The organism is Marinobacterium weihaiense (assembly GCF_019061305.1).
Classification (GTDB): Bacteria; Pseudomonadota; Gammaproteobacteria; order Pseudomonadales; family Balneatricaceae; genus Marinobacterium; species Marinobacterium weihaiense.
Window position 1 is genome coordinate 66469 of sequence record NZ_JAHQZT010000012.1, and the last position, 23551, is coordinate 90019.

23 protein-coding genes and 1 riboswitch are annotated in these 23551 nt (G+C 60.0%); of the genes, 11 read left to right on the forward strand and 12 right to left on the reverse strand.

Annotated features, from left to right (window positions below):
• Positions 1 to 35 precede the first annotated feature (35 nt).
• Both KTN04_RS10685 and KTN04_RS10690 read right to left on the reverse strand, forming a co-directional pair.
• Positions 36 to 1400, reverse strand: a complete 1365-nt coding sequence (locus KTN04_RS10685; RefSeq protein ID WP_217335225.1) for a heavy metal sensor histidine kinase — start codon at positions 1398 to 1400, stop codon at positions 36 to 38.
• Entirely contained in the window at positions 1397 to 2068 is a 672-nt protein-coding gene (locus tag KTN04_RS10690; protein ID WP_217335226.1) for a heavy metal response regulator transcription factor, read from the reverse strand. Before KTN04_RS10690 ends, KTN04_RS10685 begins: the two co-directional genes overlap by 4 nt.
• Positions 2069 to 2210: 142 nt before the next feature.
• Between KTN04_RS10690 and KTN04_RS10695 the strand changes: the two genes are divergently transcribed.
• Together KTN04_RS10695 and uraH are read left to right on the forward strand one after the other, a co-directional pair.
• Positions 2211 to 2708: a GlcG/HbpS family heme-binding protein gene (locus KTN04_RS10695; RefSeq protein WP_217335227.1), complete on the forward strand. Its 498-nt coding sequence runs from the start codon at positions 2211 to 2213 to the stop codon at positions 2706 to 2708.
• A gap of 48 nt (positions 2709 to 2756) precedes the next feature.
• A complete protein-coding gene (uraH, locus tag KTN04_RS10700; protein WP_217335228.1) occupies positions 2757 to 3167 on the forward strand; it encodes a hydroxyisourate hydrolase in 411 nt (136 codons plus the stop codon).
• Here uraH and KTN04_RS10705 read toward each other — a convergent pair.
• Positions 3152 to 3799: an alpha/beta fold hydrolase gene (locus KTN04_RS10705; RefSeq protein WP_217335229.1), complete on the reverse strand. Its 648-nt coding sequence runs from the start codon at positions 3797 to 3799 to the stop codon at positions 3152 to 3154. The two genes, uraH and KTN04_RS10705, sit on opposite strands and share 16 nt — an antisense overlap.
• A gap of 143 nt (positions 3800 to 3942) precedes the next feature.
• Here KTN04_RS10705 and KTN04_RS10710 point away from each other — a divergent pair, with 143 nt between their 5' ends.
• On the forward strand, positions 3943 to 5433 hold the full coding sequence (locus KTN04_RS10710) for an FMN-binding glutamate synthase family protein (protein WP_217335230.1): 1491 nt from the start codon (positions 3943 to 3945) through the stop codon (positions 5431 to 5433).
• Between the two features lie 41 nt (positions 5434 to 5474).
• On the opposite strand, the gene KTN04_RS10715 is transcribed toward KTN04_RS10710, so the two are convergent.
• Both KTN04_RS10715 and hexR read right to left on the reverse strand, forming a co-directional pair.
• Positions 5475 to 5684: a PA3496 family putative envelope integrity protein gene (locus KTN04_RS10715; RefSeq protein WP_217335231.1), complete on the reverse strand. Its 210-nt coding sequence runs from the start codon at positions 5682 to 5684 to the stop codon at positions 5475 to 5477.
• Between the two features lie 174 nt (positions 5685 to 5858).
• Positions 5859 to 6758: a transcriptional regulator HexR gene (gene hexR / locus KTN04_RS10720; RefSeq protein WP_217335245.1), complete on the reverse strand. Its 900-nt coding sequence runs from the start codon at positions 6756 to 6758 to the stop codon at positions 5859 to 5861.
• 189 nt (positions 6759 to 6947) lie between these two features.
• On the opposite strand from hexR, the gene KTN04_RS10725 reads away from it, so the two are divergent.
• Together KTN04_RS10725 and KTN04_RS10730 are read left to right on the forward strand one after the other, a co-directional pair.
• A complete protein-coding gene (locus KTN04_RS10725) occupies positions 6948 to 8027 on the forward strand; it encodes a TRAP transporter substrate-binding protein (protein ID WP_217335232.1) in 1080 nt (359 codons plus the stop codon).
• Positions 8028 to 8185: 158 nt separating this feature from the next.
• Positions 8186 to 8884, forward strand: coding sequence for a PIN domain-containing protein (locus KTN04_RS10730; RefSeq protein WP_217335233.1), 699 nt, complete (start codon positions 8186 to 8188; stop codon positions 8882 to 8884).
• A 184-nt stretch (positions 8885 to 9068) separates the two neighbouring features.
• Here KTN04_RS10730 and thiC read toward each other — a convergent pair whose 3' ends face one another.
• The 6 genes from thiC to thiD form a co-directional block, all read right to left on the reverse strand.
• The gene (gene thiC / locus KTN04_RS10735; RefSeq protein WP_305799422.1) at positions 9069 to 10946 is read right to left on the reverse strand and encodes a phosphomethylpyrimidine synthase ThiC; all 1878 of its coding nucleotides are present in this window, start codon (positions 10944 to 10946) and stop codon (positions 9069 to 9071) included.
• Between the two features lie 41 nt (positions 10947 to 10987).
• Positions 10988 to 11650 carry a thiaminase II gene (tenA, locus tag KTN04_RS10740; RefSeq protein WP_217335234.1) on the reverse strand — a complete coding sequence of 221 codons (663 nt, stop codon included), beginning with the start codon at positions 11648 to 11650 and terminating at the stop codon, positions 10988 to 10990.
• Positions 11651 to 11825: 175 nt separating this feature from the next.
• On the reverse strand, positions 11826 to 12758 hold the full coding sequence (locus KTN04_RS10745; RefSeq protein ID WP_217335235.1) for an ABC transporter substrate-binding protein: 933 nt from the start codon (positions 12756 to 12758) through the stop codon (positions 11826 to 11828).
• Positions 12755 to 13528 carry an ABC transporter permease gene (locus KTN04_RS10750; RefSeq protein WP_407659254.1) on the reverse strand — a complete coding sequence of 258 codons (774 nt, stop codon included), beginning with the start codon at positions 13526 to 13528 and terminating at the stop codon, positions 12755 to 12757. Before KTN04_RS10750 ends, KTN04_RS10745 begins: the two co-directional genes overlap by 4 nt.
• Complete coding sequence (locus KTN04_RS10755; RefSeq protein ID WP_217335236.1) at positions 13525 to 14259, reverse strand: ABC transporter ATP-binding protein; 735 nt, start codon at positions 14257 to 14259, stop codon at positions 13525 to 13527. The genes KTN04_RS10750 and KTN04_RS10755 overlap by 4 nt, the downstream gene beginning before the upstream one ends.
• A 3-nt stretch (positions 14260 to 14262) precedes the next feature.
• Positions 14263 to 15081 (reverse strand): bifunctional hydroxymethylpyrimidine kinase/phosphomethylpyrimidine kinase, encoded by an 819-nt coding sequence (gene thiD / locus KTN04_RS10760; RefSeq protein ID WP_217335237.1) that lies wholly within the window; start codon positions 15079 to 15081, stop codon positions 14263 to 14265.
• A gap of 57 nt (positions 15082 to 15138) precedes the next feature.
• Positions 15139 to 15234, reverse strand: a riboswitch (TPP riboswitch).
• A gap of 90 nt (positions 15235 to 15324) precedes the next feature.
• Between thiD and KTN04_RS10765 the strand changes: the two genes are divergently transcribed.
• The 3 genes from KTN04_RS10765 (at position 15325) to KTN04_RS10775 (ending at position 18034) form a co-directional block, all read left to right on the forward strand.
• Complete coding sequence (locus tag KTN04_RS10765; RefSeq protein WP_254262503.1) at positions 15325 to 15522, forward strand: CPXCG motif-containing cysteine-rich protein; 198 nt, start codon at positions 15325 to 15327, stop codon at positions 15520 to 15522.
• Positions 15523 to 15706: 184 nt separating this feature from the next.
• Complete coding sequence (locus tag KTN04_RS10770; protein WP_217335238.1) at positions 15707 to 17335, forward strand: methyl-accepting chemotaxis protein; 1629 nt, start codon at positions 15707 to 15709, stop codon at positions 17333 to 17335.
• Between the two features lie 57 nt (positions 17336 to 17392).
• On the forward strand, positions 17393 to 18034 hold the full coding sequence (locus tag KTN04_RS10775) for an MBL fold metallo-hydrolase (RefSeq protein ID WP_217335239.1): 642 nt from the start codon (positions 17393 to 17395) through the stop codon (positions 18032 to 18034).
• Between the two features lie 20 nt (positions 18035 to 18054).
• Here KTN04_RS10775 and pfkA read toward each other — a convergent pair whose 3' ends face one another.
• Complete coding sequence (pfkA, locus tag KTN04_RS10780; RefSeq protein WP_217335240.1) at positions 18055 to 19059, reverse strand: 6-phosphofructokinase; 1005 nt, start codon at positions 19057 to 19059, stop codon at positions 18055 to 18057.
• Positions 19060 to 19288: 229 nt separating this feature from the next.
• Here pfkA and KTN04_RS10785 point away from each other — a divergent pair, with 229 nt between their 5' ends.
• The 3 genes from KTN04_RS10785 to KTN04_RS10795 all read left to right on the forward strand — a co-directional run bounded on the left by KTN04_RS10785 (position 19289) and on the right by KTN04_RS10795 (position 23376).
• A complete protein-coding gene (locus KTN04_RS10785; RefSeq protein ID WP_217335241.1) occupies positions 19289 to 20269 on the forward strand; it encodes a TAXI family TRAP transporter solute-binding subunit in 981 nt (326 codons plus the stop codon).
• A 68-nt stretch (positions 20270 to 20337) separates the two neighbouring features.
• Positions 20338 to 22926, forward strand: coding sequence for a TRAP transporter permease (locus KTN04_RS10790; protein WP_217335242.1), 2589 nt, complete (start codon positions 20338 to 20340; stop codon positions 22924 to 22926).
• Positions 22927 to 22935: 9 nt separating this feature from the next.
• A complete protein-coding gene (locus tag KTN04_RS10795) occupies positions 22936 to 23376 on the forward strand; it encodes a universal stress protein (RefSeq protein ID WP_217335243.1) in 441 nt (146 codons plus the stop codon).
• Positions 23377 to 23551 lie beyond the last annotated feature (175 nt).

Consider the following 23551-nt stretch of genomic DNA (forward strand, 5'->3'; position numbering starts at 1 on the left):
CCTAATTCTGTCCCCAGTATAGATGACACCAGGGGTCAGCGGCGAGGCAGCCAGAGCGTGAAACAGGTGCCCTGCGCATCACTGCTGACGTCAGCGCGGCCGCCGTGCAGCTGCATGATCGAGCGTACGATCGCCAACCCCAGGCCGCCACAATCACCCGATTCGGCACGGGCCGGGTCACAGCGGTAAAAGCGCTCGAACAGGCGGGGCAGGTGCTCGGCAGCAATGGCCGGCCCTTGGTTGTGTACCCGAATTTCAATGCCTGCGTCGCGATCATGGCTGCTGATCAGGATAGGGCTGCTGTCGTCGGCATAGCGCAGGGCGTTGGCGATCAGGTTGGCCAGTGCGCGGCGCAGCAAATCTCGATCGGCACAAACCTCATGCGTTGCCTGATTGATCAGCTGCAAACCTCTATCCTCGGCCACGCCTTCGAAGTACTCGCTCAGCTGCTCTACCAGCTCGCTCAGCGGCAGCGATTCTGCATTCAGCGAAGCCTTGGGTTGTTCGGTGCGTGCCAGAAACAGCATGCTGTCGATCATGCGGGCAAGGCGTTCATACTCTTCCAGGTTGGAGACCAGAAGGCTTTCATACTCGTCTCGCGTGCGGGGGTGACGCAGGGTTTGCTGGGTCTGCCCCATCAAATTGCTCAGCGGTGTGCGCATCTCGTGGGCCAGGTCTTCGGAAAAGCGTGACAGCTGGGCAAAGCCGTCTTCCAGGCGTGCCAGCATCTGGTTCAGGGCCTGACTGAGCGCGTGCAGCTCACTGACCGGATAACGGTCATCCAGCCTCAGGTAGAGGTGCTGCGCATCGATGCGGGCAGCGCGAGCCGCCAAGTGCCGTACCGGCCGCAGCCCGCGTTGGCTGATCAGCCCACCCAGTGCAAACGCCAGCAGGGCACCCGCCGCCAGTGCCATGCCCAATTTGAGCCGGTAGGCCGCCAGCATCTGATTGCGTTCGGCCAGCAGTTTACCGGCAATCAGGGTGACCGAGCGCTCTCCCTGACGTACTTGGACCCAGGCCAGTCGTGCCGGCGTTTGGCCGTCGAGCCTGGCGAAGCGGAGGTGCTCTGCCGGGGGCAATGTGGGGATGGCTAGGCCTGCAGGGTTGATTTCAATCAGCGCCTGGCCATCGGTATCCAGAATCCACAGCAGGCTCTGGCGGTTGCCCAGCATGTTGCCGTACAGCTGTGGACGTTCACGCAGGGCGGCGATACTGGCACTGTCATCCAGCAGGGCATGCATGCGCTCCAGTCGCCCCTGCAGTGCCTGATCATCCCGCCAAGCGATCTCCCGATACAACGACTGGTACAGATAGAAGCCGATGCTGCCCAGTACCAGAGTGCTGACCAGGGCAAACAGCAGCGCCAATCGAAGGCTGAGGGACCGGGGCCAGAGGCTCATGCCGGTGTTTCCAGCACATAGCCCATGCCACGCACGGTCTGGATCAACTTGGTCGGGTAGGGGTCATCCACCTTGGCGCGCAAGCGGCGAATGGCCACATCTACCACGTTTGTATCGCTGTCGAAGTTCATCTGCCATACCTGGGAGGCGATATAGGTGCGGGACAAGACTTCGCCTTCGCGGCTCATCAGCAGGTGCAGCAGGGCAAACTCCTTGTTGGTCAGGCTGATGCGGTCACCGTTGCGGCTGACGCGCCGGCGCAGCAGGTCCAGCTGCAGGTCGGCCACCTCGAACACCGAAGACTCCCGCGCCGGGGCGCGGCGCAGCAGGGTACGGACCCGGGCCAGCAGTTCGGCAAAGGAGAACGGCTTGACCAGATAGTCATCGGCACCCAGCTCCAGCCCTTTTACCCGATCGTCGACCGCATCACGGGCGGTCAGAAACAGCACTGGCACCTGCGATGTGCGGCGGATGATCTGCAGCAGTTGCCAGCCGTCCAGTCCGGGCACCATGACATCCAGAATGATCAGGTCGAATTCTTCCTCCTGAATGAGGTGCTGGCCATCAAAGCCGTTCAGCGCCAAGGCCACCGTGTAGCCGGACTCGCTCAGGCCCTTGTTCAGGTAGTCCGCGGTCTTGGGCTCGTCTTCTACCACCAGTATGCGCATTGTCTGTCCTCCTGCAGGCAGGGTAAGCGGAACGGCACGCGGCCGCCATTACAAATTCGTAATGCCCCGGCAATCCGTCTGACGGAGTGGCTGCGGCATAGTGGTCAGCGTTCGCAAACGGAACCCATAACGGAGATTGAGTATGCTTGCCAAGACCATCCGTACCACGGCCCTCGGCCTTGCGCTGTGCAGCAGCAGCGTTTTTGCGGCCGACGGTGTTGCTCAACGGGCTGATGTCACTTTGCCCCTGGCTAATCAGTTGATCGATGCCACGCTGGCCGCCTGCCATGAGCAGGGTCGCACGGCGGTGGTCGCCGTTGTCGACCGCGGTGGCAATCTGGTGGCACTGCAGCGTGACGACAATGTCGGTCCGCACAATACGCTGGCGGCGCAGCGCAAGGCATTCACATCCCTGTCGACCAAGAACACCAGCCGGGCATTGTCCGATCTGGCGCGCAACACCCCGGATGCCGAAAACCTGAATACCCTGGGTGAGCTGCTGCTGCTCGGCGGTGGTGTGCCGCTGAAGGTCGAGGATCAGGTCATCGGCGCTATTGGTGTCGCCGGTGCCGGTGGTGCCAAGACCGATGAAGGTTGTGCCCTGACAGCCATCGAGCAGGTATTGCCAAAAACGCTTTAATGCGACCCCCTTTATCCGTACATACGTATATAAATCTGGAGTCATCACATGAACAAGCTGAAATCCCTGTGTGCCGGTGTGGCCCTGTCTGCTGTATCCTCTCTGGCCTTGGCGGCCGGCAACCCGCTGAGCGTCCACGTGCTGAACCTGGAAGACGGCCTGCCGTCGCCGGACGTCACCGTAACTCTGGAGCAGAAGGGTGCCAATGGCTGGGAATCGCTGAACAGCGGCATAACCAATGAAAACGGCCGCATCACTGCACTGTTCCCGGAAGGTCAGTCACTGGAAACCGGTACTTACCGGGTGACATTCGAGACCGGTGACTGGTTCGAAAAGCACGACAGCGACACCTTCTTCCCGGAAATCCCGGTCATCTTCAACGTGGATGGCGACGTTGAGCACTACCACATCCCGCTGCTGCTGAGCCCCTACGGCTTCTCCACCTACCGTGGCAACTGATCCGTTGCAGCAGGCCCGGCACTCGCCGGCGCCTGCGCCTTCAGAATCCCCAGAATATAGTCCAGTACTCGCCGCGAGTAGATCAGGCTGGTGTGGCTGAGACGAAACACCTTGTGTTCGGTCATACCGGTGACCCGGGTTTCATCCAGCAGCACGGTGCCGTCGGACTCGGATTGGCGGCTCAACAGCGGCATCACCCCCAGAGGCAGGTCCCCGGCGATGCTGTACAACCGTGCCTTGAACGGCCAGTGCCGGTTATCGGTCAGCAGGTAGTCGACACTGTTTTTGAGCATCCCCTTTAAGCGCGAAGCATGTATTTCGCGGGCCAGCACGCTGCCTTTGTGGGGCGTACCCAGTGTAATGACCGGGTCCACATACCGGCTGGCAGGGCTGTTGCCCTCAAGGTAGCGTCGCGCGATCAAGCCACCCATGGAGTGACAGACAAATGCAGTCGGTTCCCGGCCGATAAAGGCATCCAGCTGTTGCGTTATGGCCGCCATATCCGGCTCCAGGGTGTTGTAGCTTAGGTTGAGTGTTTGGTAACCCCGTTTGTGCAGTCGCGTGCACAGCGGCCGCATCACCAGCCCGGACATGTACAGGCCATGCAGTACCACTACCTTGTTCACGTGCATCCGTGTTTCTCCTCTCAAGTCCTGTCACAGCTTACGCTGCACGCTCGCGCGGGAAAAGCGAGGGATACGCCGCCGTGTCATGGCCGTGATGCCGGTGGCGGGGTAGGATAGGGGGCAGCTCAACCACAGGTACAGGGAACGACATGAACGAAACCATTTTCATGCTGGCTATCGACTTCATCGCGCTGATTGGCGTGATCGTACTGCTGCTCATTGTAGCTGCTGCCGTGACGGCGGTGGTGATGTATCAAATCGACAAGCGCCAGACGGTGCACACCATTCGTCGCAACTACCCGTTGCTGGGACGCTTTCGCTATATCTTCGAAGAGCTGGGCGAGTTCTTTCGCCAGTATTTCTTCGCCATGGACCGCGAAGAGATGCCGTTCAATCGGGCCCAGCGCTCCTGGGTGTACCGGGCCGCCAAGAACGTCGATAACACCGTCGCGTTCGGCTCCACCCGCGACCTGCGCAAGCCGGGCACCTACTATTTTCTCAACTGCCCGTTCCCGACCCTGAGCGAAGATGCGGCCACTAGCCAGCCGATGCGGATCGGACCCTACTGCCGCACGCCCTACGATGCGCCATCTTTTCTGAATATCTCCGGCATGAGCTTCGGTGCCCTGTCGGCACCGGCCGTTACCGCCCTGTCCATGGGCGCGGCCAAGGCCGGCTGCTGGATGAATACCGGTGAGGGGGCGCTGTCGAAATATCACCTCGAGGGTGGCTGTGACATCGTCTTCCAGATCGGCACCGCCAAGTATGGCGTGCGTGATGCCGAAGGGCGCCTGGATGATGCCCGCCTGGCGGAGATGGCGGCCATCGAGCAGGTGCGGATGTTTGAAATCAAGCTCAGCCAGGGCGCCAAGCCGGGTAAGGGCGGTATTCTGCCGGGTGACAAGGTGACACCGGAAATTGCCGCGGCCCGCGGCATTCCGCTGGGGCAGGCCTCGATCAGCCCCAACCGCCACCCCGAAATATCCAGCATTGATGACCTGCTCGACTTCATCGCTCATGTGCGCGACGTCACCGGCAAGCCGGTCGGCTTCAAGCTGGTGCTGGGCTCAACCGATTGGCTGGACAGCTTCTGCGAGGCGGTGCTCAAGCGCGGCAGCGAATCGGCGCCCGACTTCATCACTCTGGACAGCGCCGATGGCGGCACCGGGGCCGCGCCCATGCCTCTGATGGACAGCGTCGGCCTGCCGCTGCGTGAAAGCCTGCCATTACTGGTGAACAAACTGGCGCAGCACAATCTGCGCAACCGGGTGCGAATCATCGCGTCGGGCAAACTGATCAACCCGACTGATGTGGCGGCGGCCATCTGCATGGGGGCCGATTTCGTGGTGACGGCGCGCGGTTTCATGTTTGCACTGGGGTGTATTCAGGCCCTGCAGTGCAACAAGAACAGCTGCCCGACCGGTATCACCACGCATGACCCCAAACTGCAGCAGGGGCTGGTGCCGGACGTGAAGGCAGAGCGTGTGGCTAACTTCCACCACAACCTGGTGCATGAAGTAGAGCTGATTGCGCATTCCTGCGGTGTGACCGAGCCGCGTCAGCTCAAGCGCGAGCATGCGGCCGTCGTGGTGGATGGTGGCGGGGCGGTACCGCTCAACATTCTCTATCCGCGCGACTGACACCAAAAAGCCGGCCCCCCGGGGCCGGCTCCTCCTGTCGGTCAGTGCTCGTCTTCGAACCAGGTGTCTTCATCAATCCAGGACATCAACTCTTTTTCCTCCCGATGTCGTTCGATGGCACGCCTGGCTTCAAGAAGGCGGCGGGTTGCATGCTGTTTGCGACGATTCTTTTGCTCGACATCGTATCCAACCATGATGTCGAAAACCTCGGTCTGGATAGGGTCCAGGTCCTGCTCTTTCCGTATCAGCATAGCCTTGCTCCGATCTCAGGGTCACTGCAATCAGGCGGCGGCCAGGTGCCTGGCTGATTGCAGCAAACACGCATGGAGATTTTTATTTACCGCAACGGTTGCAAAAGATCAAATCCGTGCACGACAGGGCACTAGCGTAGAAGAGGTGTGTTGCGAGGGGATGACGGCGAGTGATTACTCGCCGCCGGTGTCGGTACTCGGGCGGCGCATGGGCGGAATGCGCTTGTCGTTCTGGCGCAGATTGCGCAGGCTGCGCTTGATGGTCTTAAGGTGGTCAACCAGTGCCGGCCCCAGTTTCATGGCCATGCCGACGGCCAGGATATCGATGATCACCAGATGCACCACGCGTGAGGACATCAGGGTGCTCAGATCCTTGTCTTCCTCCACGTCGACATGAATGGGAATGGTGGCCAGCTCGGCCAGCGGGGTATTGCCCGGGCACAGGGTAATCACGGTGGCGCCCTTGTCACGCACCAGTTTGACGGTGTGCAGCAGGTCCTTGGTGCGGCCGGTCTGGGAGATGGCCACCACGACGTCGCCTTCACCCAGGGTCAGAGCGGAAATGGTCTGCATGTGCGGGTCGGAATAGGCGGCGGCCGAAACCATCAGGCGGTAAAACTTGTGCTGGGCATCGGCACACACCGGTGCCGAGGCACCAAAACCGTAGAACTCGACGCGATTGGCCTTGGCCAGGGCATCGATCGCCTCTTCCAGCAGATTGGGGTCGAGCTGATCACGGATGTTGATCAGGTTGCCGATCATGGAATCGAAGATCTTCTGCTTGAACTCGATCACCGTGTCCTTGGAATCCAGTGAAAACTGTTCATAGCTGGCGTTGCTGGCCAGCCCCTGTGCCAGGGTCAGTTTGAAGTCCTGAAAACCGTCGTAATCCAGGGCGCGACAGAAGCGCACGACGGTGGGCTCGCTGACTTGGGCTTCCGACGCCAGATCGACGATGCGCATGTGAATGACTTCATTCGGGTTGGCCAGAACGTAGTCTGCGACCTTCTGCTCGGATTTACGCAGGCTGGGGCGGGCATCGGCAATCGACTTGAGCAGGTTGAAGGAGTTCATCTCCGTTGATTCCATTTTTACTGCTGGAACGGCCAGTATAACAACGAAAGCCGAACGCGCCCAATGTCCGTCATGGCGGGGCTTGTCGACCGGTGGGTGTCGATTGCAGGGGGCGGGGGGGCGTGCTAATTTCATTGCTCTGTCACACCCTGACACCCCGCTGATAATAACGAACAAGGAAATCAAACCGTGAAACGCAGACAGTTTCTCCGTGGCGCCGGTGCTGCCACGGTTGCCGCCGGCACACTGGCCGCTGCGCCGGCCATGGCCGCGCCGGACTTCAAATGGAAAATGGTCACCACCTGGCCGAAGAACTTCCCGGGCCTGGGGACCGGAGCCAACCAGTTGGCCGACATGATCAACAAGATGACCAACGGCCGCATCCAGGTGAAGGTCTACGGTGCGGGCGAACTGGTTGGTGCGCTGGAAATCTTCGACGCTGTTTCACGTGGAACAGCCGAGATGGGGCATGGCGCGGCCTATTACTGGAAGGGCAAGAGCACGGCGGCACAGTTCTTTTCCGCCGTCCCCTTCGGCCTGACGGCCCAGGAAATGAATGCCTGGCTGTATCACGGCGGCGGCATGGAACTTTGGGAAGAGGTCTATGACAAGTTCGGGCTGATCCCGGGAGCGGCCGGCAACACCGGCGTGCAGATGGGCGGCTGGTTCAACAAGGAGATCAACAGCGTCGAAGACCTCAAGGGCTTGAAAATGCGTATTCCGGGCCTGGGCGGCGAAGTGCTGAAGCGGGCCGGCGGTACGCCGGTACTGCTGCCGGGGGGTGAAATCTTTTCCTCGCTGCAGTCGGGTACCATCGATGCCACCGAATGGGTCGGGCCCTACAACGACATGGCCTTCGGCCTGCACCGGGCGGCCAAATACTACTACTATCCGGGCTGGCATGAGCCGGGCACCACGCTGGAATGCTTCATCAACAAGGAAGCCTTCCAGGCGCTGCCGGAAGACCTGCAGATCATCGTGCGCAATGCCCTGCGCGTGGCCAATCAGGATATGCTGGCCGAGTTCATGACCAAGAACAACCAGGCCCTGGACCAGCTGGTCAACAAGCACGGCGTTGAGCTGCGCAACTTCCCGGACGATGTCATGTTGAAACTGCGCACCATCTCTGATGAGGTGGTGGCCGAGGAAGCGCAGAAGGATGAGATCACGAAGAAGGTATACGACTCCTTTGTTCAGTTCCGTGATCAGGTCCAGAAATGGACCGCCGTGTCCGAACAGGCCTATATCCACGGCCGCTCTCTGAGCTGACCGGCTCGAGCTTACAAGGCCGGAGATTCACCGGCCTTTTGCGTTGCAGGGCCACTGTGCCCAGGTGTGCTCGAATCGCCTTCCAGTACGCGACCAAGGGAATTATGGACAGCTCAGCCTTCAGGAAGCCCGTTGGGCCGGCTGAACAAGGAACCGACATGAATGATCTGGTGAACACCGAGCGGCTGGGCAAGGCTGCCGAGGCGGAGATGGCCGTCGTCAGCAAGGTGATGCTGATTGATCTGGAAAACTGCCCCAAGCAGTTGCAGAACTTGCCTGAAGATATCAACATCTACAGCCGTGTAGTGATCTGCCACGCGCATGCCAACGCCAAGATACCATTAAACTGGATTACCCTACTGGCGGAGGCGATTACAGCAGGCCGGCTGAAAATCCAGCAGATGGAGAAGGGCGGCAAGAATGCGGCAGATTTTGGTATCTGTTTTCTGGCCGGTGCATTGATGCAGGAGCTGGCGGCAGATACTCATTTTGTAATAGTGTCTGATGATAAGGACTTGGACCATGCAGTTCATCTGCTCCAAGCGCATCAGCGCTCGGCCGAGAGAATCGGGTTGGCGGAACAGGCGGATAGTGGGGCTCAAGCACAACTGTCTGAGGCTTTGCCAAAGACTGAGGCGTCCATGATCGCGACCTACAGTGAGTATTTGCGAACCAACGTCAAAGCTCGACCTGCGAAGGCGGCTACTTTGCAAAACAGCATTAAAAGCAGATTCCGTATCAGCCAGCAGATGACTGAGAAACTATATAAATCAATGGTTTCTCATGGTCTTTTCTGTGTGGTCAACCATCAGATCCGCTACAGCGAAAGCCGTATTCGCATCCTTGCTCAGGTTTAAATATTTCAGAATTCTTCCTGGTGAAGGGGTGGAAGGTGGCGCTAATTGCATGCGACCGTTACCACTTGGGGACGGCCGCAGTCGAGCGGTCAGGGATGACGTAAAGCGAGTCGCATGCAAGCGCACCACCATCTCCGCACCCGGAGTCAGTATTTTCCAGGTACAGAGATGTCGGGTCCGAGTATCACACCTTGTGATAGATCTCGGCGCCGCTGTCCTTGAACTCTTCCGACTTCTCCTTCATGCCCTGTTCCGCCTGGGCATTGATCGCCGCGACCTGGCTTTCGTCCAGATCACGCACTTCCTGAGAAATCTTCATCGAGCAGAACTTGGGGCCGCACATGGAGCAGAAGTGCGCCACCTTGGCTGATTCCTTCGGCAGGGTCTCGTCGTGGTAGGCGCGGGCGGTGTCCGGGTCCAGACCGATGTTGAACTGGTCTTCCCAGCGGAACTCGAAACGCGCCTTGGACATGGCGTTGTCGCGGATCTGCGCACCCGGATGGCCTTTCGCCAGATCGGCGGCGTGCGCGGCGATCTTGTAGGTGATGATGCCGGTCTTGACGTCGTCCTTGTTGGGCAGGCCCAAGTGCTCCTTCGGCGTCACGTAGCAGAGCATGGCACAGCCGTACCAGCCGATCATCGCCGCGCCGATACCGGAGGTGATGTGGTCGTAGCCCGGGGCGATGTCGGTGGTCAATGGGCCCAGGGTGTAGAAGGGTGCTTCGTGGCACTCCTTCAGCTGCTTGTCCATGTTCTCCTTGATCATGTGCATCGGCACATGGCCCGGACCCTCGATCATCACCTGCACATCGTGCTGCCAGGCGATCTTGGTCAGCTCGCCCAGAGTTTCCAGCTCGGCGAACTGGGCTTCGTCGTTGGCATCGTAGACCGAGCCCGGACGCAGGCCGTCACCGAGGGAGAAGGCCACATCGTAGGCCTTGCAGATCTCGCAGATCTCTTCGAAGTGGGTGTAGAGGAAGTTCTCCTCGTGGTGGGCCAGGCACCACTTTGCCATGATGGAACCGCCACGGGAGACGATGCCGGTCATGCGCTTGGCGGTCAGCGGCACATAGCGCAGCAGTACGCCCGCGTGGATGGTGAAGTAATCCACACCCTGCTCCGCCTGCTCGATCAGGGTGTCGCGGAACACCTCCCAGTTCAGGTCTTCGGCGATACCGTTGACCTTCTCCAGTGCCTGGTAGATCGGCACGGTGCCGATGGGGACCGGTGAGTTGCGCAGGATCCATTCACGGGTCTCGTGGATGTTCTTGCCGGTGGACAGGTCCATGATGGTGTCGGCGCCCCAGCGGGTGCCCCAGGTCATTTTCTCCACTTCCTCTTCGATGGAGGAGGTAACGGCGGAGTTGCCGATGTTGCCGTTGATCTTTACCAGGAAGTTGCGGCCGATGATCATCGGTTCCAGTTCCGGGTGGTTGATGTTGCAGGGAATGATGGCGCGGCCTTCGGCCACTTCCTGACGCACGAATTCCGGCGTGATCTCGTCCGGCAGGTAGGCGCCGAAATTGTGCCCCGGGTGCTGCTCGGCGACGATGTTGCCCTCGGCTTTAGCCTTGGCCAGCTTCATGTTCTCGCGGATGGCGATGTATTCCATCTCCGGCGTGATGATGCCCTGGCGTGCATAGTGCAGCTGGGTCACGTTCTTGCCCGGCCTGGCACGGCGCGGCTTACGGGTCAGTTCGAAACGCAGTTCATCCAGGCGCAGGTCGGCGGCACGGGCACGGCCGTATTCGGAGGTCAGGCCGTCCAGCTGTTCGGTGTCGTCACGTTCCAGAATCCAGTTCTCACGCAGCGGCGCCAGGCCTTTGCGCACGTCGATGGTCGCGTCCGGATCGGTGTAGGGACCGGAGGTGTCATAGACGTACAGCGGGTCGTTCTTCTCGCCACCCATATCGGTGGGCGTATCGTCCAGGGTGATTTCGCGCATCGGCACGCGAATATCGGGACGGCTGCCCTCGACATAGACCTTGCGCGATTTCGGGAACGGCTGGACGGAGTCCTTGTCCACTTGGGCGGTATTGCTCAGGTGCTCTGTGCTCATCATCTTTCCTGCGTTTTATCGTTGTAAGGGTGAATGATCCGTGATCAGTCGGCCCGATCCAGGCCCATCTGCCAGAAGCTGACTTCCATGCGGGTCGCGGTGCGGAAGCGCTTGGCCAGTGCTTCCAGGCGGGCGGGAGGCAGGCCCTGACCCAGGGTATCCAGAAGCTCGCGCTCAGTGTTGGCGGCCTGCTGGTATTCGTCGCTCAGGTACATCTCGATCCAGGGCGCATAGGGGCTGCCTTCGCGCACCGTATCGGGCTGTGCAGCCAGCCAGTTGGCGATCTCGGCATAGCCGATGATGCAGGGTGCCAGTGCCACGTGCAGGTCGAGCAGGTCACCGGCGAAGCCGGCATCCAGCACATAGCGTGTGTAGGCGACTGTAGCCGAGGCTTCCGGCAGAGCCAGCAACTGCTCTTCACTGATACCCCAGTCGCGGCAGTAATCCACGTGCAGGCTGATCTCGGTATCCAGCATGGCGTTGAGGCCGGACTGGGCGTAGCGCATGCTGGTCAGGTCTTCGCTCTTGAACACGGCCAGGCCCCAGGCGCGGCTGAACTGGATCAGGAACAGGTAATCCTGCTTCAGGTAGTGCTGGAAACATTCTTTCGCCAAGGTACCCTGACCCAGCTGGCGCACGAAATCGTGCTGGATATAGGCGTTCCAGTCGTCGATACACTGGGCTTTCAGGTGTTCGTACAGGGACATGATGCTTTCCTTTTCCTTAACAGGATGTTGAAAATCTATCTGCGTTGCCGAATACGGCGTTTAAAACAGGCTCAAAATGCTCATTTAGCCCACTAAACTCCGCTTTTTCGCCTGTTTTTGCCCGGGCGGCGTGCCGCTTGTCTCGGCTACCTCGATTACGCTTTTCAACACGTTGTTAAGGCGTGATGGCGTAGGTGTCGACCGCCGGGTTGGCCTTGGTCAGGCCCTGGGCCTGCATAAAGGCGCCAAAGCGCTGGTAGCGGCCGGTGTCCAGCGCGGCGGGACGCAGGGCGAAACGGGTCAGGGTGTCGCCCCAGGCGCGGCGGTTGAGCTCGGTGTTCAGTTCGTTGGGCTTATAGCTGACAAAACTGCCCCAAGCGGCATCAGGGTGGTTGATGATGTACTGGGTGGCCTGTTCCAGTGCGGTCATGAAACGTGCCCAGCGCGGGTCATCCTGCTTGGCCTTGTTCACCACCAGAATCAGCTCGTCATAGGCCGGAACCCCTTCTTCTTCCACGAAGAAGGCGCGACCCGGATGGCCCTCGATATCCATCTGGTTGAGCTCGAAGTTGCGGAAGGCACCGATGACGGCATCCACCTGACCGCTGATCACCGAGGGCGACAGTGACCAGTTGACGTTGATCAGCTCGATATCGTCAGCTTTGAGGCCGTGCTTGTTGAGCATGGCACTCAGCAGCGCATCCTCGAAGCCGCTGACCGAAAAGCCCACTTTTTTGCCTTTGAGATCGGCAATGCTGTTGATCGGGCCGTCCTTGAGCACGACCAGTGAGTTCAGCGGCGTGGCTACCAGGGTGCCTACGCGAGTCAGCGGCAGACCCTGGTCCACCTGCAGGTGTAGCTGGGGCTGGTAGCTGACGGCCATATCGGTCTTGCCGGCGGCAACCAGCTTGGGCGGCATGGAGGGATCTGCCGGTTCCACCAGCGAGACTTCCAGTCCTTGCGCGGCAAAAAAGCCCTTCTGCTGGGCAATGATCAGCGGGCCGTGATCCGGGTTGATGAACCAATCGAGCATTACCTCGACCTTGTCGGCAGCCAGAGCCTGTGCCGACAGCAGGCAGCCGCAGAGCAGGGCGGTCAGTCGTTTCATGGGGTATATCCTCGGGTTGCCGACGACGTGGACTCATCCAGCCAGGGGGTGAGGCGTCGTGCGATCAGGTTAACGGAGAAGTAAAGCGCCAGGGCCATGACGGCCAGTACCAGCAGCGCAGCGAACATCAGATCCACCTGCATGCGCGCGTTGGCGTTGAGCATCAGGTAGCCCAGGCCGGTGGAGGAGCCGACCCACTCGCCCACTACCGCGCCGATGGGCGCGACCGAGGCTGCCACCCGCAGGCCGGAGCCAAAGGCGGGCAGGGCGGCGGGTAGACGGACCTGCAACAGCTGAGCGCGACGGCCGGCACCCAGGGTGCGGGCCAGCTGCAGGTAACCGCTGGGGGTCTGGCGCAAGCCATCGAAACAGGCCGCGGTGACCGGAAAGTAGATGATCAGCGTGGCCATGGCGACTTTGGAGGCCATGCCGTAGCCGAGCCAGAGCATCAGTACCGGCGCCAGAGCAAATACCGGAATCGCCTGGCTGACCACCAGCACCGGCAGCAGCCAGCGCCGCAGTCCGCCCCAGGTCGCCAGCGACAGGGCGCTGGCCAGGCCTAACAGAGTACCGAGCAGCAGGCCCAGCAGGATCTCGGCCAGGGTGACACCGGCATGGCGCATCAGCAGCGGGAACTGATTGCACAGCGTCTCCAGCACCAGCAGGGGACCGGGGAGAATGAAGCGGGGCGCCTCGGTGAGCCAAACGACCAGCTGCCAGCTCAGCAGCAGACCGAATGCGATGATCAGTGCTCGCAGCAGGCGCATCATGCCGCCTCCTCGGCCAGCAGTTTCAGCAGTCGGGCCTGGTGTTGCAGTACTTCGGCATTGTCGATGGCGCGGGGGGCGGCGCCGTCGGGCTCCAGTGTCTCGGACAGGCGTGCCGGGCGCCCCTGGAGGACCTGAATACGGTCAGACAGGCGCAGCGCTTCCAGCGGATCATGTGTGATCATCAGTACGGTGCGGTCGGCCAGCAGCTCCGCGGCCAGATCCTGCAGTTTGAGACGGGTAATCGCATCCAATGCCGAAAAGGGCTCATCCATGCACACCAGCGGCTGATCCTGAAACAGGGTGCGCGCCAAGGCCACGCGTTGACGCTGGCCGCCGGACAGTTGTGCCGGGCGGTCGCTGGCACGATCGGCCAGTTCTACCTGGCTGAGCAGGTAGCGGGCCTGCTCGATCTGCTCCTTGGTGACCTTGCCGGCTTGAAGGCGAGCGCCCAGCAGCACGTTATCCAGCACCGACAGCCAGGGCAGCAGCAAATCCTGCTGCGCCATCCAGGCCACACGGCCCTGCAATGGGCGGCCATCGCTGCAGTGAATTGTGCCGCGAATGTCGGCCTCATCGGCGATACCACACAACAGCTGCAATAACGAGCTTTTGCCGACGCCGGACTGGCCCAGAATGCTGGTCCACTGCCCGCTGGGCAGGGTCAGATCCAGGTTGTTGAAGACGCAGTGCTGCTGCCAGTGCAAGCTGGCCTGTTCAAGTCGGATCTCCAAGGCTCACCACCAGGCGTGGAAGTGGTGCGTGGGACCATGGCCGGAGCCCACCTGCAGGCGATCGGCGGCGGCAATGGCCGCCGTGATGTAGGTCTTGGCCTCGGCTACGGCAGTGGGTACATCCAGTCCCTTGGCCAAGCCGGCGGCGATCGCCGATGACAGAGTACAGCCAGTGCCATGGGTGTTGGTGGTGGGGATGCGTTTGGCGGGCAGCCACTGTGTCTGTTCAGCGCTCAGCAGCAGGTCGGCGCTGTCATCGCTGGCGGAATCGGCCAGATGGCCGCCCTTCACCAGTACCGCCCGCGGACCCAGGGCGAGCAGCTGTGCAGCCTGAGCCTGCATGGCCTCGACATTTTGCGCCTCTTCCGTGCTCAGCAGCACCGCCGCTTCCGGCAGGTTGGGGGTGATCAGGGTGGCCAGCGGCAGCAGTTCTTTACGCAGGGCTGCCACGGATTCATCGGCCAGCAGCTTGTCACCGCTTTTGGCCACCATGACCGGGTCGAGCACGATATGGCTCAGCTCACGCTCACGCAGAATGGCAGCGATAGTGGTAATGGTTTCGGGACGGCTGAGCATGCCAATCTTGACCGCATCCACGCGAATATCGTCCAGCACCGTATTGAGCTGGTCAGCGATAAAAGCGGCAGGTACATCATGTATGGCGCGCACTTCGCGGGTGTTCTGCGCCGTTAAAGCGGTAATCACCGAGGTGCCGAACACGCCCAGCGCTGAAAAGGCCTTGAGGTCGGCCTGGACACCGGCGCCGCCGCCACTGTCGGAGCCAGCAATGGTAAGGGCTATGGGAGTACGTGTATCAGTCATGCGGATGCTCCTATACGGGAGAAAACCGCAGCGATCACGCGCACGGGTGCCGTGATGGTGACGGTCATCTCGATTTCCTACGCCGGTATCAACCGGATCAGGTTCAGCGGGTCTCATCTCAGCCTGTCACAGCAGGCACCCCGACCAAGAATCAGCCGCTAGTTTAGGCACTCCAGACTGAACTGTCTATGCTGTAACCAGAAGACCGCTTAGGTTGGCCAGCCGGCCCGGAACGGAGGTGAAATGCTGATGAACCCCTTGGAAGTGGTAGACGTAATGTGCCCCTGGTGCAGCGAGCCGATTAGTCTGACGGTGGATGTGACCGAATCCGAGCAGGAGTACAGCGAAGACTGTACCGTGTGCTGTAGCCCGATGACTGTGCGGGTTGCGGTCGGCGTCGAGGGAGCACCTGATGTCAATGTTGAGCGTGAAGGTGGCTAGGAGCGCTGTCTGAATATCCGGCCCGCTGTCAGTGCTGCCGGGACTTCATATGTTGACTGGCGGATAATTAATCCCCTTTAGACGCATTGATTATAAGGGTATGAGCACATGGGTACTTTTGCGGTGGGTGTACTGTGCTAGTCTAGAGTGCATAAAAAAACCAACAGTTGAACGAGTGCCCCCCATGTCCCTGCGCAACCTGTCTGTTCGTACCAAACTTTGGCTCCTGGTGCTGATTGCCGGCGTGATGCTGGTGATGCTCACAGCCCTGTCTCTGCTTGACATGCGTACCTCCCTGCAACAGGAAAGACGGCACCAGCTGCATGCTTTGCTGGACAGTGCCGAAGGGCTGTTGAAAGCTCAGCAGACAAGAGTGGATGCCGGAGAAATCAGTCAAGTACAGGCGCAGGCCACCGCCCGACACATGCTGGAAAGCATGCGCTATAACGATACCGACTACTTTTTCGTACTGGATACGGATGCACGGGTGATAGCCCACGGTGCTGACCAGGCACTGATTGGCCGCGTATTGAAAGATAATCGCACGGAGGATGGGCGCGCCATTTTTGCCCAGATGGCTGCACTGGTCGGTACCGGCAAGGATGTCGAACAGCTCGATTATCGCTGGCCGCATCCGCAGAGTGGTGAGTTCAAGGCCAAGATGACACTGGCCAAACCATTTGAGCCTTGGGGCTGGGTCGTGGCCACCGGTGTCTATGTTGATGACCTGGAAGCGGCCTTTCTGGAAGATGTCCTCTACATGGGGGCTCTGTTGGTAGCAGCATTGCTGGTGTTGGCTGGTTTGGCGGTGCCGCTGCGAAGTTCAATTACCCGGCCGCTCGAACACATTGCTCAAGTCATGCAGCAGGTGGCAGGCGGTGATCTGCGGGCGCGTACAGCGCTGAATACACGGGATGAGCTGGGGCAGGTCGGACGACAGATTGATGAAACCCTGGTGGCGTTTCAGAACCTGGTCTGCCAGATCGCCCAGTCGGCCCATCAGGTGTCCTCCAGCGCCGAAGGGTTGGCACGCAGCGCAGAAGAAACCAGTGCAGCACTGGATGCGCAGGCGCAGGAAGCCGAGTTGCTGTCCACGGCGATGAACGAGATGGCCGCCAGTGTGCATGAGGTAGCGCGCAGTGCAGGGGAGACCGCCACGGCTATCGAAAATGCCGATCATGAAGCCGATGAGGGCAATCATGACGTGGATGATACTGTGCAGCGCATTCAGGCCCTGGCACATGAAGTGGCGCAGGCGGCCGAAGTCATTCAGGCCTTGGAGGGGGATACGGTACAGATCGGGCAGGTGCTGGGGGAAATTCAGGCAATTTCCGAGCAGACCAACCTGCTGGCGCTGAATGCGGCCATTGAAGCAGCCCGTGCCGGAGAGTCCGGACGCGGTTTTGCTGTAGTGGCTGACGAGGTGCGGCAGTTGGCCCAGCGTACCCAGGGGTCGACCGAAGAGATTCGCAACATGAACGATCGCCTGCGCAGCGCGGCCCAGAGAGCGGTCCAGGTGATGGGGCGGTCGCGGCAGGGCGCGGACGAAAGTGTCCAGACCGCGCAGCACGCCGGGGAAGAACTGACACGTATTGTCGAGCAGATGGCACGTATCCGGGACATGGGCGTTCAGGTGGCTGCTGCCGCGGAACAGCAGAGCCAAGTGTCGGAAGAGATGAACAGTAACCTGCTGCGCATTACCCAAGCGTCTGAAAGTACGGTGGCCGCTGCTAATAGCGTCGCGTCCAGCGGCGAAACTCTGCAGCAGCTGGCACATGACCTGCAGGCGCAAATCGGGCGTTTCAAGACCTGACTTTCAGGGCCCCGGGTCGATATACTGCAGCAAACCGTTATCGACCTGTGAGGGCCCATGAAATATCGCATCATTCCGGTTACCCCCTTCCAACAGAACTGTACCCTGCTTTGGTGTGAACAGACCCGCAAAGCCGCGGTGGTCGACCCCGGTGGTGACCTGGCTCGGATCAAGGCCGCTGTAGCTGAAGAGGGTGTGCAGCTGGAAAAAATCCTGCTGACCCATGCCCATATCGATCATGCCGGTGGCAGTGCCGCTCTGGCGCGCGAGCTGGGGTTGACCATTGAGGGGCCTGAGCGTGGCGATGAGTTCTGGATCGAAGGCCTGCCCAAGCAGAGCCAGATGTTCGGTTTCCCTGATGTGGAAGTGTTCACCCCGGATCGCTGGCTGGACGATGGCGACAGTGTCAGCTTTGGTGAGGTAACGCTTGAGGTGATTCACTGCCCCGGCCACACCCCGGGACATGTGGTGTTTTACCACCCCGAATCGGCGCTGGCGCTGGTGGGAGATGTGCTCTTTCAGGGCTCGATCGGGCGTACCGACTTTCCCCGCGGGGATCATGCCACGCTGATTCGTTCCATCCGCGAGAAACTGTTTCCGTTGGGCGATGCCATCGACTTCATCCCGGGGCATGGCCCCATGTCGACGTTCGGTGCTGAGCGCCAGGCCAACCCCTTTGTGGCCGACCGCTTTGGCTGAGCCGCCGGCGGGGCTGCAGGCTACTTGTGCAGCAGGAGCGCCAGTTCAAACAGCTTCGGGTCCAGACCCTTGCGGTAGCGGATGACACTGTCCAGCGGTACGTCAACGATGGCGCCGTTGGCTACGCCGACCATGATGTCACTGTAGCCGGCCAGTAGGTAGCTGATGGCCATGGCGCCGAGACTGGAGGCCAGCACACGGTCATGGCCACTGGGGCGACCGCCGCGCTGAATATGGCCCAGAATACAGACGCGCGGCTCTTCGCCGTGTTGCGTCAACTGCTGGGCCAGGCGGTAGGTCAGGCCCGGGTCACGGCCCTCTGCGACCACGATGATCCCGCTGGACCCCTTGCCACTGCGGCGGCTGTCACTCAATTGCTGACCGAGCTGTTCGATCTGCACTTCGTACTCTGGCACGACCACCATTTCGGCACCGGCGGCAATGCCGACGTGCGTGGCCAGGAAACCGGAGTTGCGCCCCATGACCTCCACCAGGAAATGACGCTCGTGTGATGACGCGGTATCGCGTATCTTGTCGATCGCATCCAGAGCGGTATTCACGGCAGTATCGAAACCGATGGTGTCCTCGGTGCCGAAAATGTCGTTGTCGATGGTGCCGGGTAGGCCGATGGCGGCGATATCGCTTTCTTCGGCCAGACAGTGGGCGCCGGTCAGTGAACCGTCCCCGCCGATCACCACCAGAGCGTCGATGCCCTCGCGCTGCAGCACGTCGATGGCCTGGCGCCGCACCGCCGGATCTTTGAATTCGGGGCAGCGGTCGCTTTTCAGAATGGTACCGCCGCGTTGCACGATGTTGCGGACCGAGGCGGAGGTCATCACCCTCAGTTCGCCGGCCACCAGACCGCTGTAGCCCTTCTGCACGCCGTATACCCGGATGTTTTGGTTAAGGGCCGCACGCACCACGCCGCGCACGGCCGGGTTCATGCCGGGGGAGTCGCCACCGCTGGTCAGCACGGCAATGGCGTTGAAGTCCTTGAGTGGCTCCAGATCAGGCAGACTGTACATCTTGGCTCCTTGCGCAAACGGTCTCTGGCTTCACTATAGCGGAATTGGGCCCCTGGGGAGAGGTCTGTTGAGCGTCATTGGGTGCTGATTCTATGTCATCGTTTTTACAGGAAAAAATCCAGTAAACGGTTGAAGCGCAAGCAGCCCTGGCTAATACTGAAAGCCTGAAGCGGGTCCGTTGGTCAGTTTGACCCAGGGGCCTTTCCGATACGAAACAGGAGAGTTCGATATGGCACTGAAGAAAACCCTGATGTCCGCGGCCATGGCCACAGCCGTTGCCGCAGGCGGTCTGGTAACAGCCTCGGTTGCACACGCGGAAAGCTTTATCACGATTGGTACCGGCGGTGTGACGGGGGTGTATTACCCGACCGGTGGTGCAATCTGTCGACTGGTTAACAAGGACCGTTCCGATCATGGCATTCGCTGCTCTGTCGAGAGTACCGGCGGTTCCATTTATAACCTGAATACTATTCGGGCCGGTGAGTTGGATATGGGGGTAGCGCAGTCCGATTGGCAATTCCATGCATACAACGGTACCGATGCCTTCACCGAGCAGGGCGCCAACAAGAAACTGCGCTCCGTATTTTCCATGCATGCCGAACCCTTCACTGTGGTAGCCCGTGCCGATTCCGGTATCAAGAATTTCGATGATCTCAAGGGTAAGCGGGTCAATATCGGCAACCCCGGCTCAGGCCAGCGCGGTACTATCGAGGTGCTGATGGACGCCAAGGGCTGGACCCGTGACGATTTCTCCCTGGCATCCGAACTGAAAGCCTCGGAGCAGGCCAGTGCCCTGTGTGACAACAAGATTGATGCCATGGTGTATGTGGTGGGTCACCCGAGTGGCGCCATCAAGGAAGCGACAACATCTTGTGACAGCACGTTGGTGGCCGTCAGCGACGACACCGTCAACAAGCTGGTTGAAGACAACAGCTACTACCGCACGGTTGCCATTCCGGGTGGCATGTATCGCGGCAACCCGGACGACGTCATGACATTCGGCGTGGGTGCGACCATCGTCAGCTCGGCCGACGTGCCGGACGAGGTGGTCTACAATGTGGTCAAGGCGGTATTTGAAAACTTCGATACCTTCCGCAAGCTGCACCCGGCCTTCGCCACGTTGAAGAAGGAAGAGATGGTTCGTGATGCATTGACTGCACCGCTGCATCCGGGGGCCGAGAAGTACTATAAAGAAGCAGGCCTGCTGTAAGTCTGCCTGTGTCCACGGAGGGCGGCCCTCGCCCTCCTGTATCTGTTTTCTGCTGAAGGGTGCTCGCCGTGTCTCAGGATGATACCTATAAAACCTCGAACGACGACATTCAGGAACTGGTGGCCCAGTCCGACAGTGGTGCACGCGCACCGGCCGGGCTGCCGGGCAAGCTGCTGTGGGCAGTTGCGCTGGCATGGGCGCTGTTCCAGCTTTGGTATGCATCGCCACTGCCCTTCATGCTGGATATCGGCGTTATCAATGATTCAAAGGCCAGGGCGGTGCATCTGGCCTTTGCCATTTTCTTGGCATATACCGCCTACCCGGCGTTGAAAAGCTCGCCGCGTTTTCACATTCCCTGGCATGACTGGCTGTTTGCGCTGGCAGGGGCTTTTTCCGCCGCGTACCTGGTGATCTTCGAATCCCAGCTGGCGACGCGCTCCGGGGCGCCGATCACGGCCGACATCGTGGTTGCCGTCATGGGCATGCTGCTGTTGCTGGAGGCAACCCGGCGGGCGTTGGGGCCGCCGCTGATGGTCGTGGCGGCAATCTTTCTGACCTACACCTTTGCCGGCCCCTACATGCCGGACGTGATCGCCCACAAGGGCGCGAGCTTGGCTAAGGCAATGTCGCACCAGTGGCTGACGACAGAAGGGGTGTTCGGGGTGGCACTGGGCGTGTCCACCAGCTTCGTGTTTCTGTTCGTGCTCTTCGGGGCGTTGCTTGAAAAAGCCGGTGCCGGCAACTATTTCACCCAGGTGTCCTTTTCATTGCTGGGGCACATGCGTGGCGGTCCGGCCAAGGCGGCCGTCGTGTCGTCCGGCTTGAGCGGCCTGATCTCCGGCTCATCCATCGCCAACGTGGTCACGACCGGCACCTTCACCATCCCGCTGATGAAGCGGGTCGGGTTTCCGGGGTATAAGGCGGGGGCTGTTGAAGTGGCGGCGTCGACCAATGGCCAGCTGACGCCGCCGATCATGGGCGCGGCCGCCTTCCTTATGGTGGAATATGTCGGCATTTCCTATATTGAGGTCATTCAGCACGCGATTTTGCCGGCGCTGATTTCATATATCGCCCTGATTTACATCGTGCACCTGGAAGCTCTCAAGGCGGGCATGCAGGGCTTGGAAAAACCGCATGACGGCCGAACCCTGGCGCAGAAACTGGCGACCTGGTGCGGCATCGTAGTCGGCGTCTGTCTGCTGTCACTGGGGCTGTATTATGGCTTTGGCTGGACCAAGGAGTACCTCGGCAATGCCAGCTATTGGCTGATGGCCGGCGTCATACTGGTGGCCTACATCCTGTTAGTACGCCATGCAGCGCACTATCCCGATCTGCAGATTGATGACCCCAATGCCGAGATCGTGGCGCTGCCACGGACCGGTCCGACCGTAAAATCGGGGCTCTACTTCCTGCTGCCGGTATTCGTGCTGGTCTGGTGTTTGACCGTCGAACGCTTCTCGCCGGGGCTATCCGCCTTCTGGGCGACGGTCTTCATGATCGTGATTGTGTTGACGCACAAACCGCTCAAGGCACAGTTCCGTACCGGTGGCGAGACGTTTATCGCCGGTGTCAAAACCGGCTTTGATGACTTATTGGAAGGTCTGGTGACCGGTTCGCGCAACATGATCGGCATTGGCGTGGCGACGGCAGCAGCCGGTATCGTTGTAGGTACGGTGACCCTGACGGGGATCGGTCTGGTGATGACCGAGTTTGTCGAGTTCATCTCGGCCGGTAATATCATGCTGATGTTGCTGTTTACTGCGGCGATCAGTTTGTTGCTGGGTATGGGGCTTCCCACCACGGCCAACTATATAGTCGTGTCCACTCTGATGGCGCCGGTCATCGTTACCTTGGGTGCCCAGCAGGGCTTGATCGTGCCGCTGATCGCGGTACACCTGTTCGTGTTCTATTTCGGTATTCTGGCTGATGATACGCCGCCGGTAGGGCTTGCGGCGTTTGCCGCCGCTGCGATCGCGCGTTCTGATCCCATTCGCACCGGTGTACAGGGCTTTACCTATGACATCCGTACGGCGGTGCTGCCGTTCATGTTTATTTTCAACACTGAACTGCTGTTGATCGGTATCGAAAGCATCCCGCACCTGCTGATTACCATTACCAGTGCCGTAATCGCCATGCTGATCTTTGCTGCTGCAACCCAGGGGTACTGGCTGGTTAAAAGTCGCTGGTATGAAACCCTGATGTTGCTGCTGATCGCCTTTACTCTGTTCCGTCCGGGCTTTTGGTGGGATGAAATTTACCCCCCGATCACGACTGCACCACCGCAGCAGATCGAGGCGCTGGCTGGTGCCGTGCCTGAAGGTGGACATCTGATGCTGCAGGCCGAGGGTATGACCATTGATGGCGACATGGTAAGCAAGCTGGTACGCCTGCCGCTTGAAGCCGGTGACACGGGAGCAGAGCGCTTGGCCAATACAGGCCTGACGCTGTCTATTTCGGATGACGCGGTGGTGGTTGATTTGGTTGGTTTCGGCAGTCCGGCGCAGGAGGCCGGACTGGACTTCGACTGGCAGATTCTGGGTATTCAGCAGGAAACTGACCGCCCTGACAAGCAGTGGATGACTCTGCCTGCACTGTTACTGTTGGCCGGGCTGGCGATGCTACAACTGCGTCGCCGCCGTCAGCAGACATACATTTAGGAGGCTGTGATGTTCCGAAAAATACTGCTGCCGGTTGACCTGCAGGATAAAGCCACGGCACACACGTCACTGCAGGAGGCCAGTCATTACCTGGCAGACGAAAATTCAGAGCTGCATGTCATGGCAGTGCTACCTGGGCTGAACATGCCTTTGGTTGCTGCTTATTTTCCGAACGACACCATGGAAAAAGCATTGCGGGGATTAGATCACGAGCTACACCAGCTCGTGGCAGGCGCTTTGCCTGGCCGCTCGCACTGCCACGAGCATGTTTGCGAGGGCAACGCGGCGCGTGAAATTATCCGTATGGCTGAAAAGCTTTCGGTTGATCTGATCGTGATGCCCAGTCACAACTACACGCGGGTCGAAAATATTCTGATCGGATCCGTGACCGCTCGGGTGGTCGAGCGAGCCCATTGCTCGGTGATGGTGCTGCGAGAGCGCAAGGGCTGAAGTTAATCCTCCTACACAAGCCTGGTGACAGACACCCCGGTATCAGGCGTGTCTGTTTGCGTTAAGGGGCGGTGGTTTTGGCTTGGTTTCATTTTTTGAAACTTTTACGCGCACGGGTGTTGACTCTGCATCGGGGATGCGTAGAATACGCCTCCTCGCTTGAGACGACAGGGTT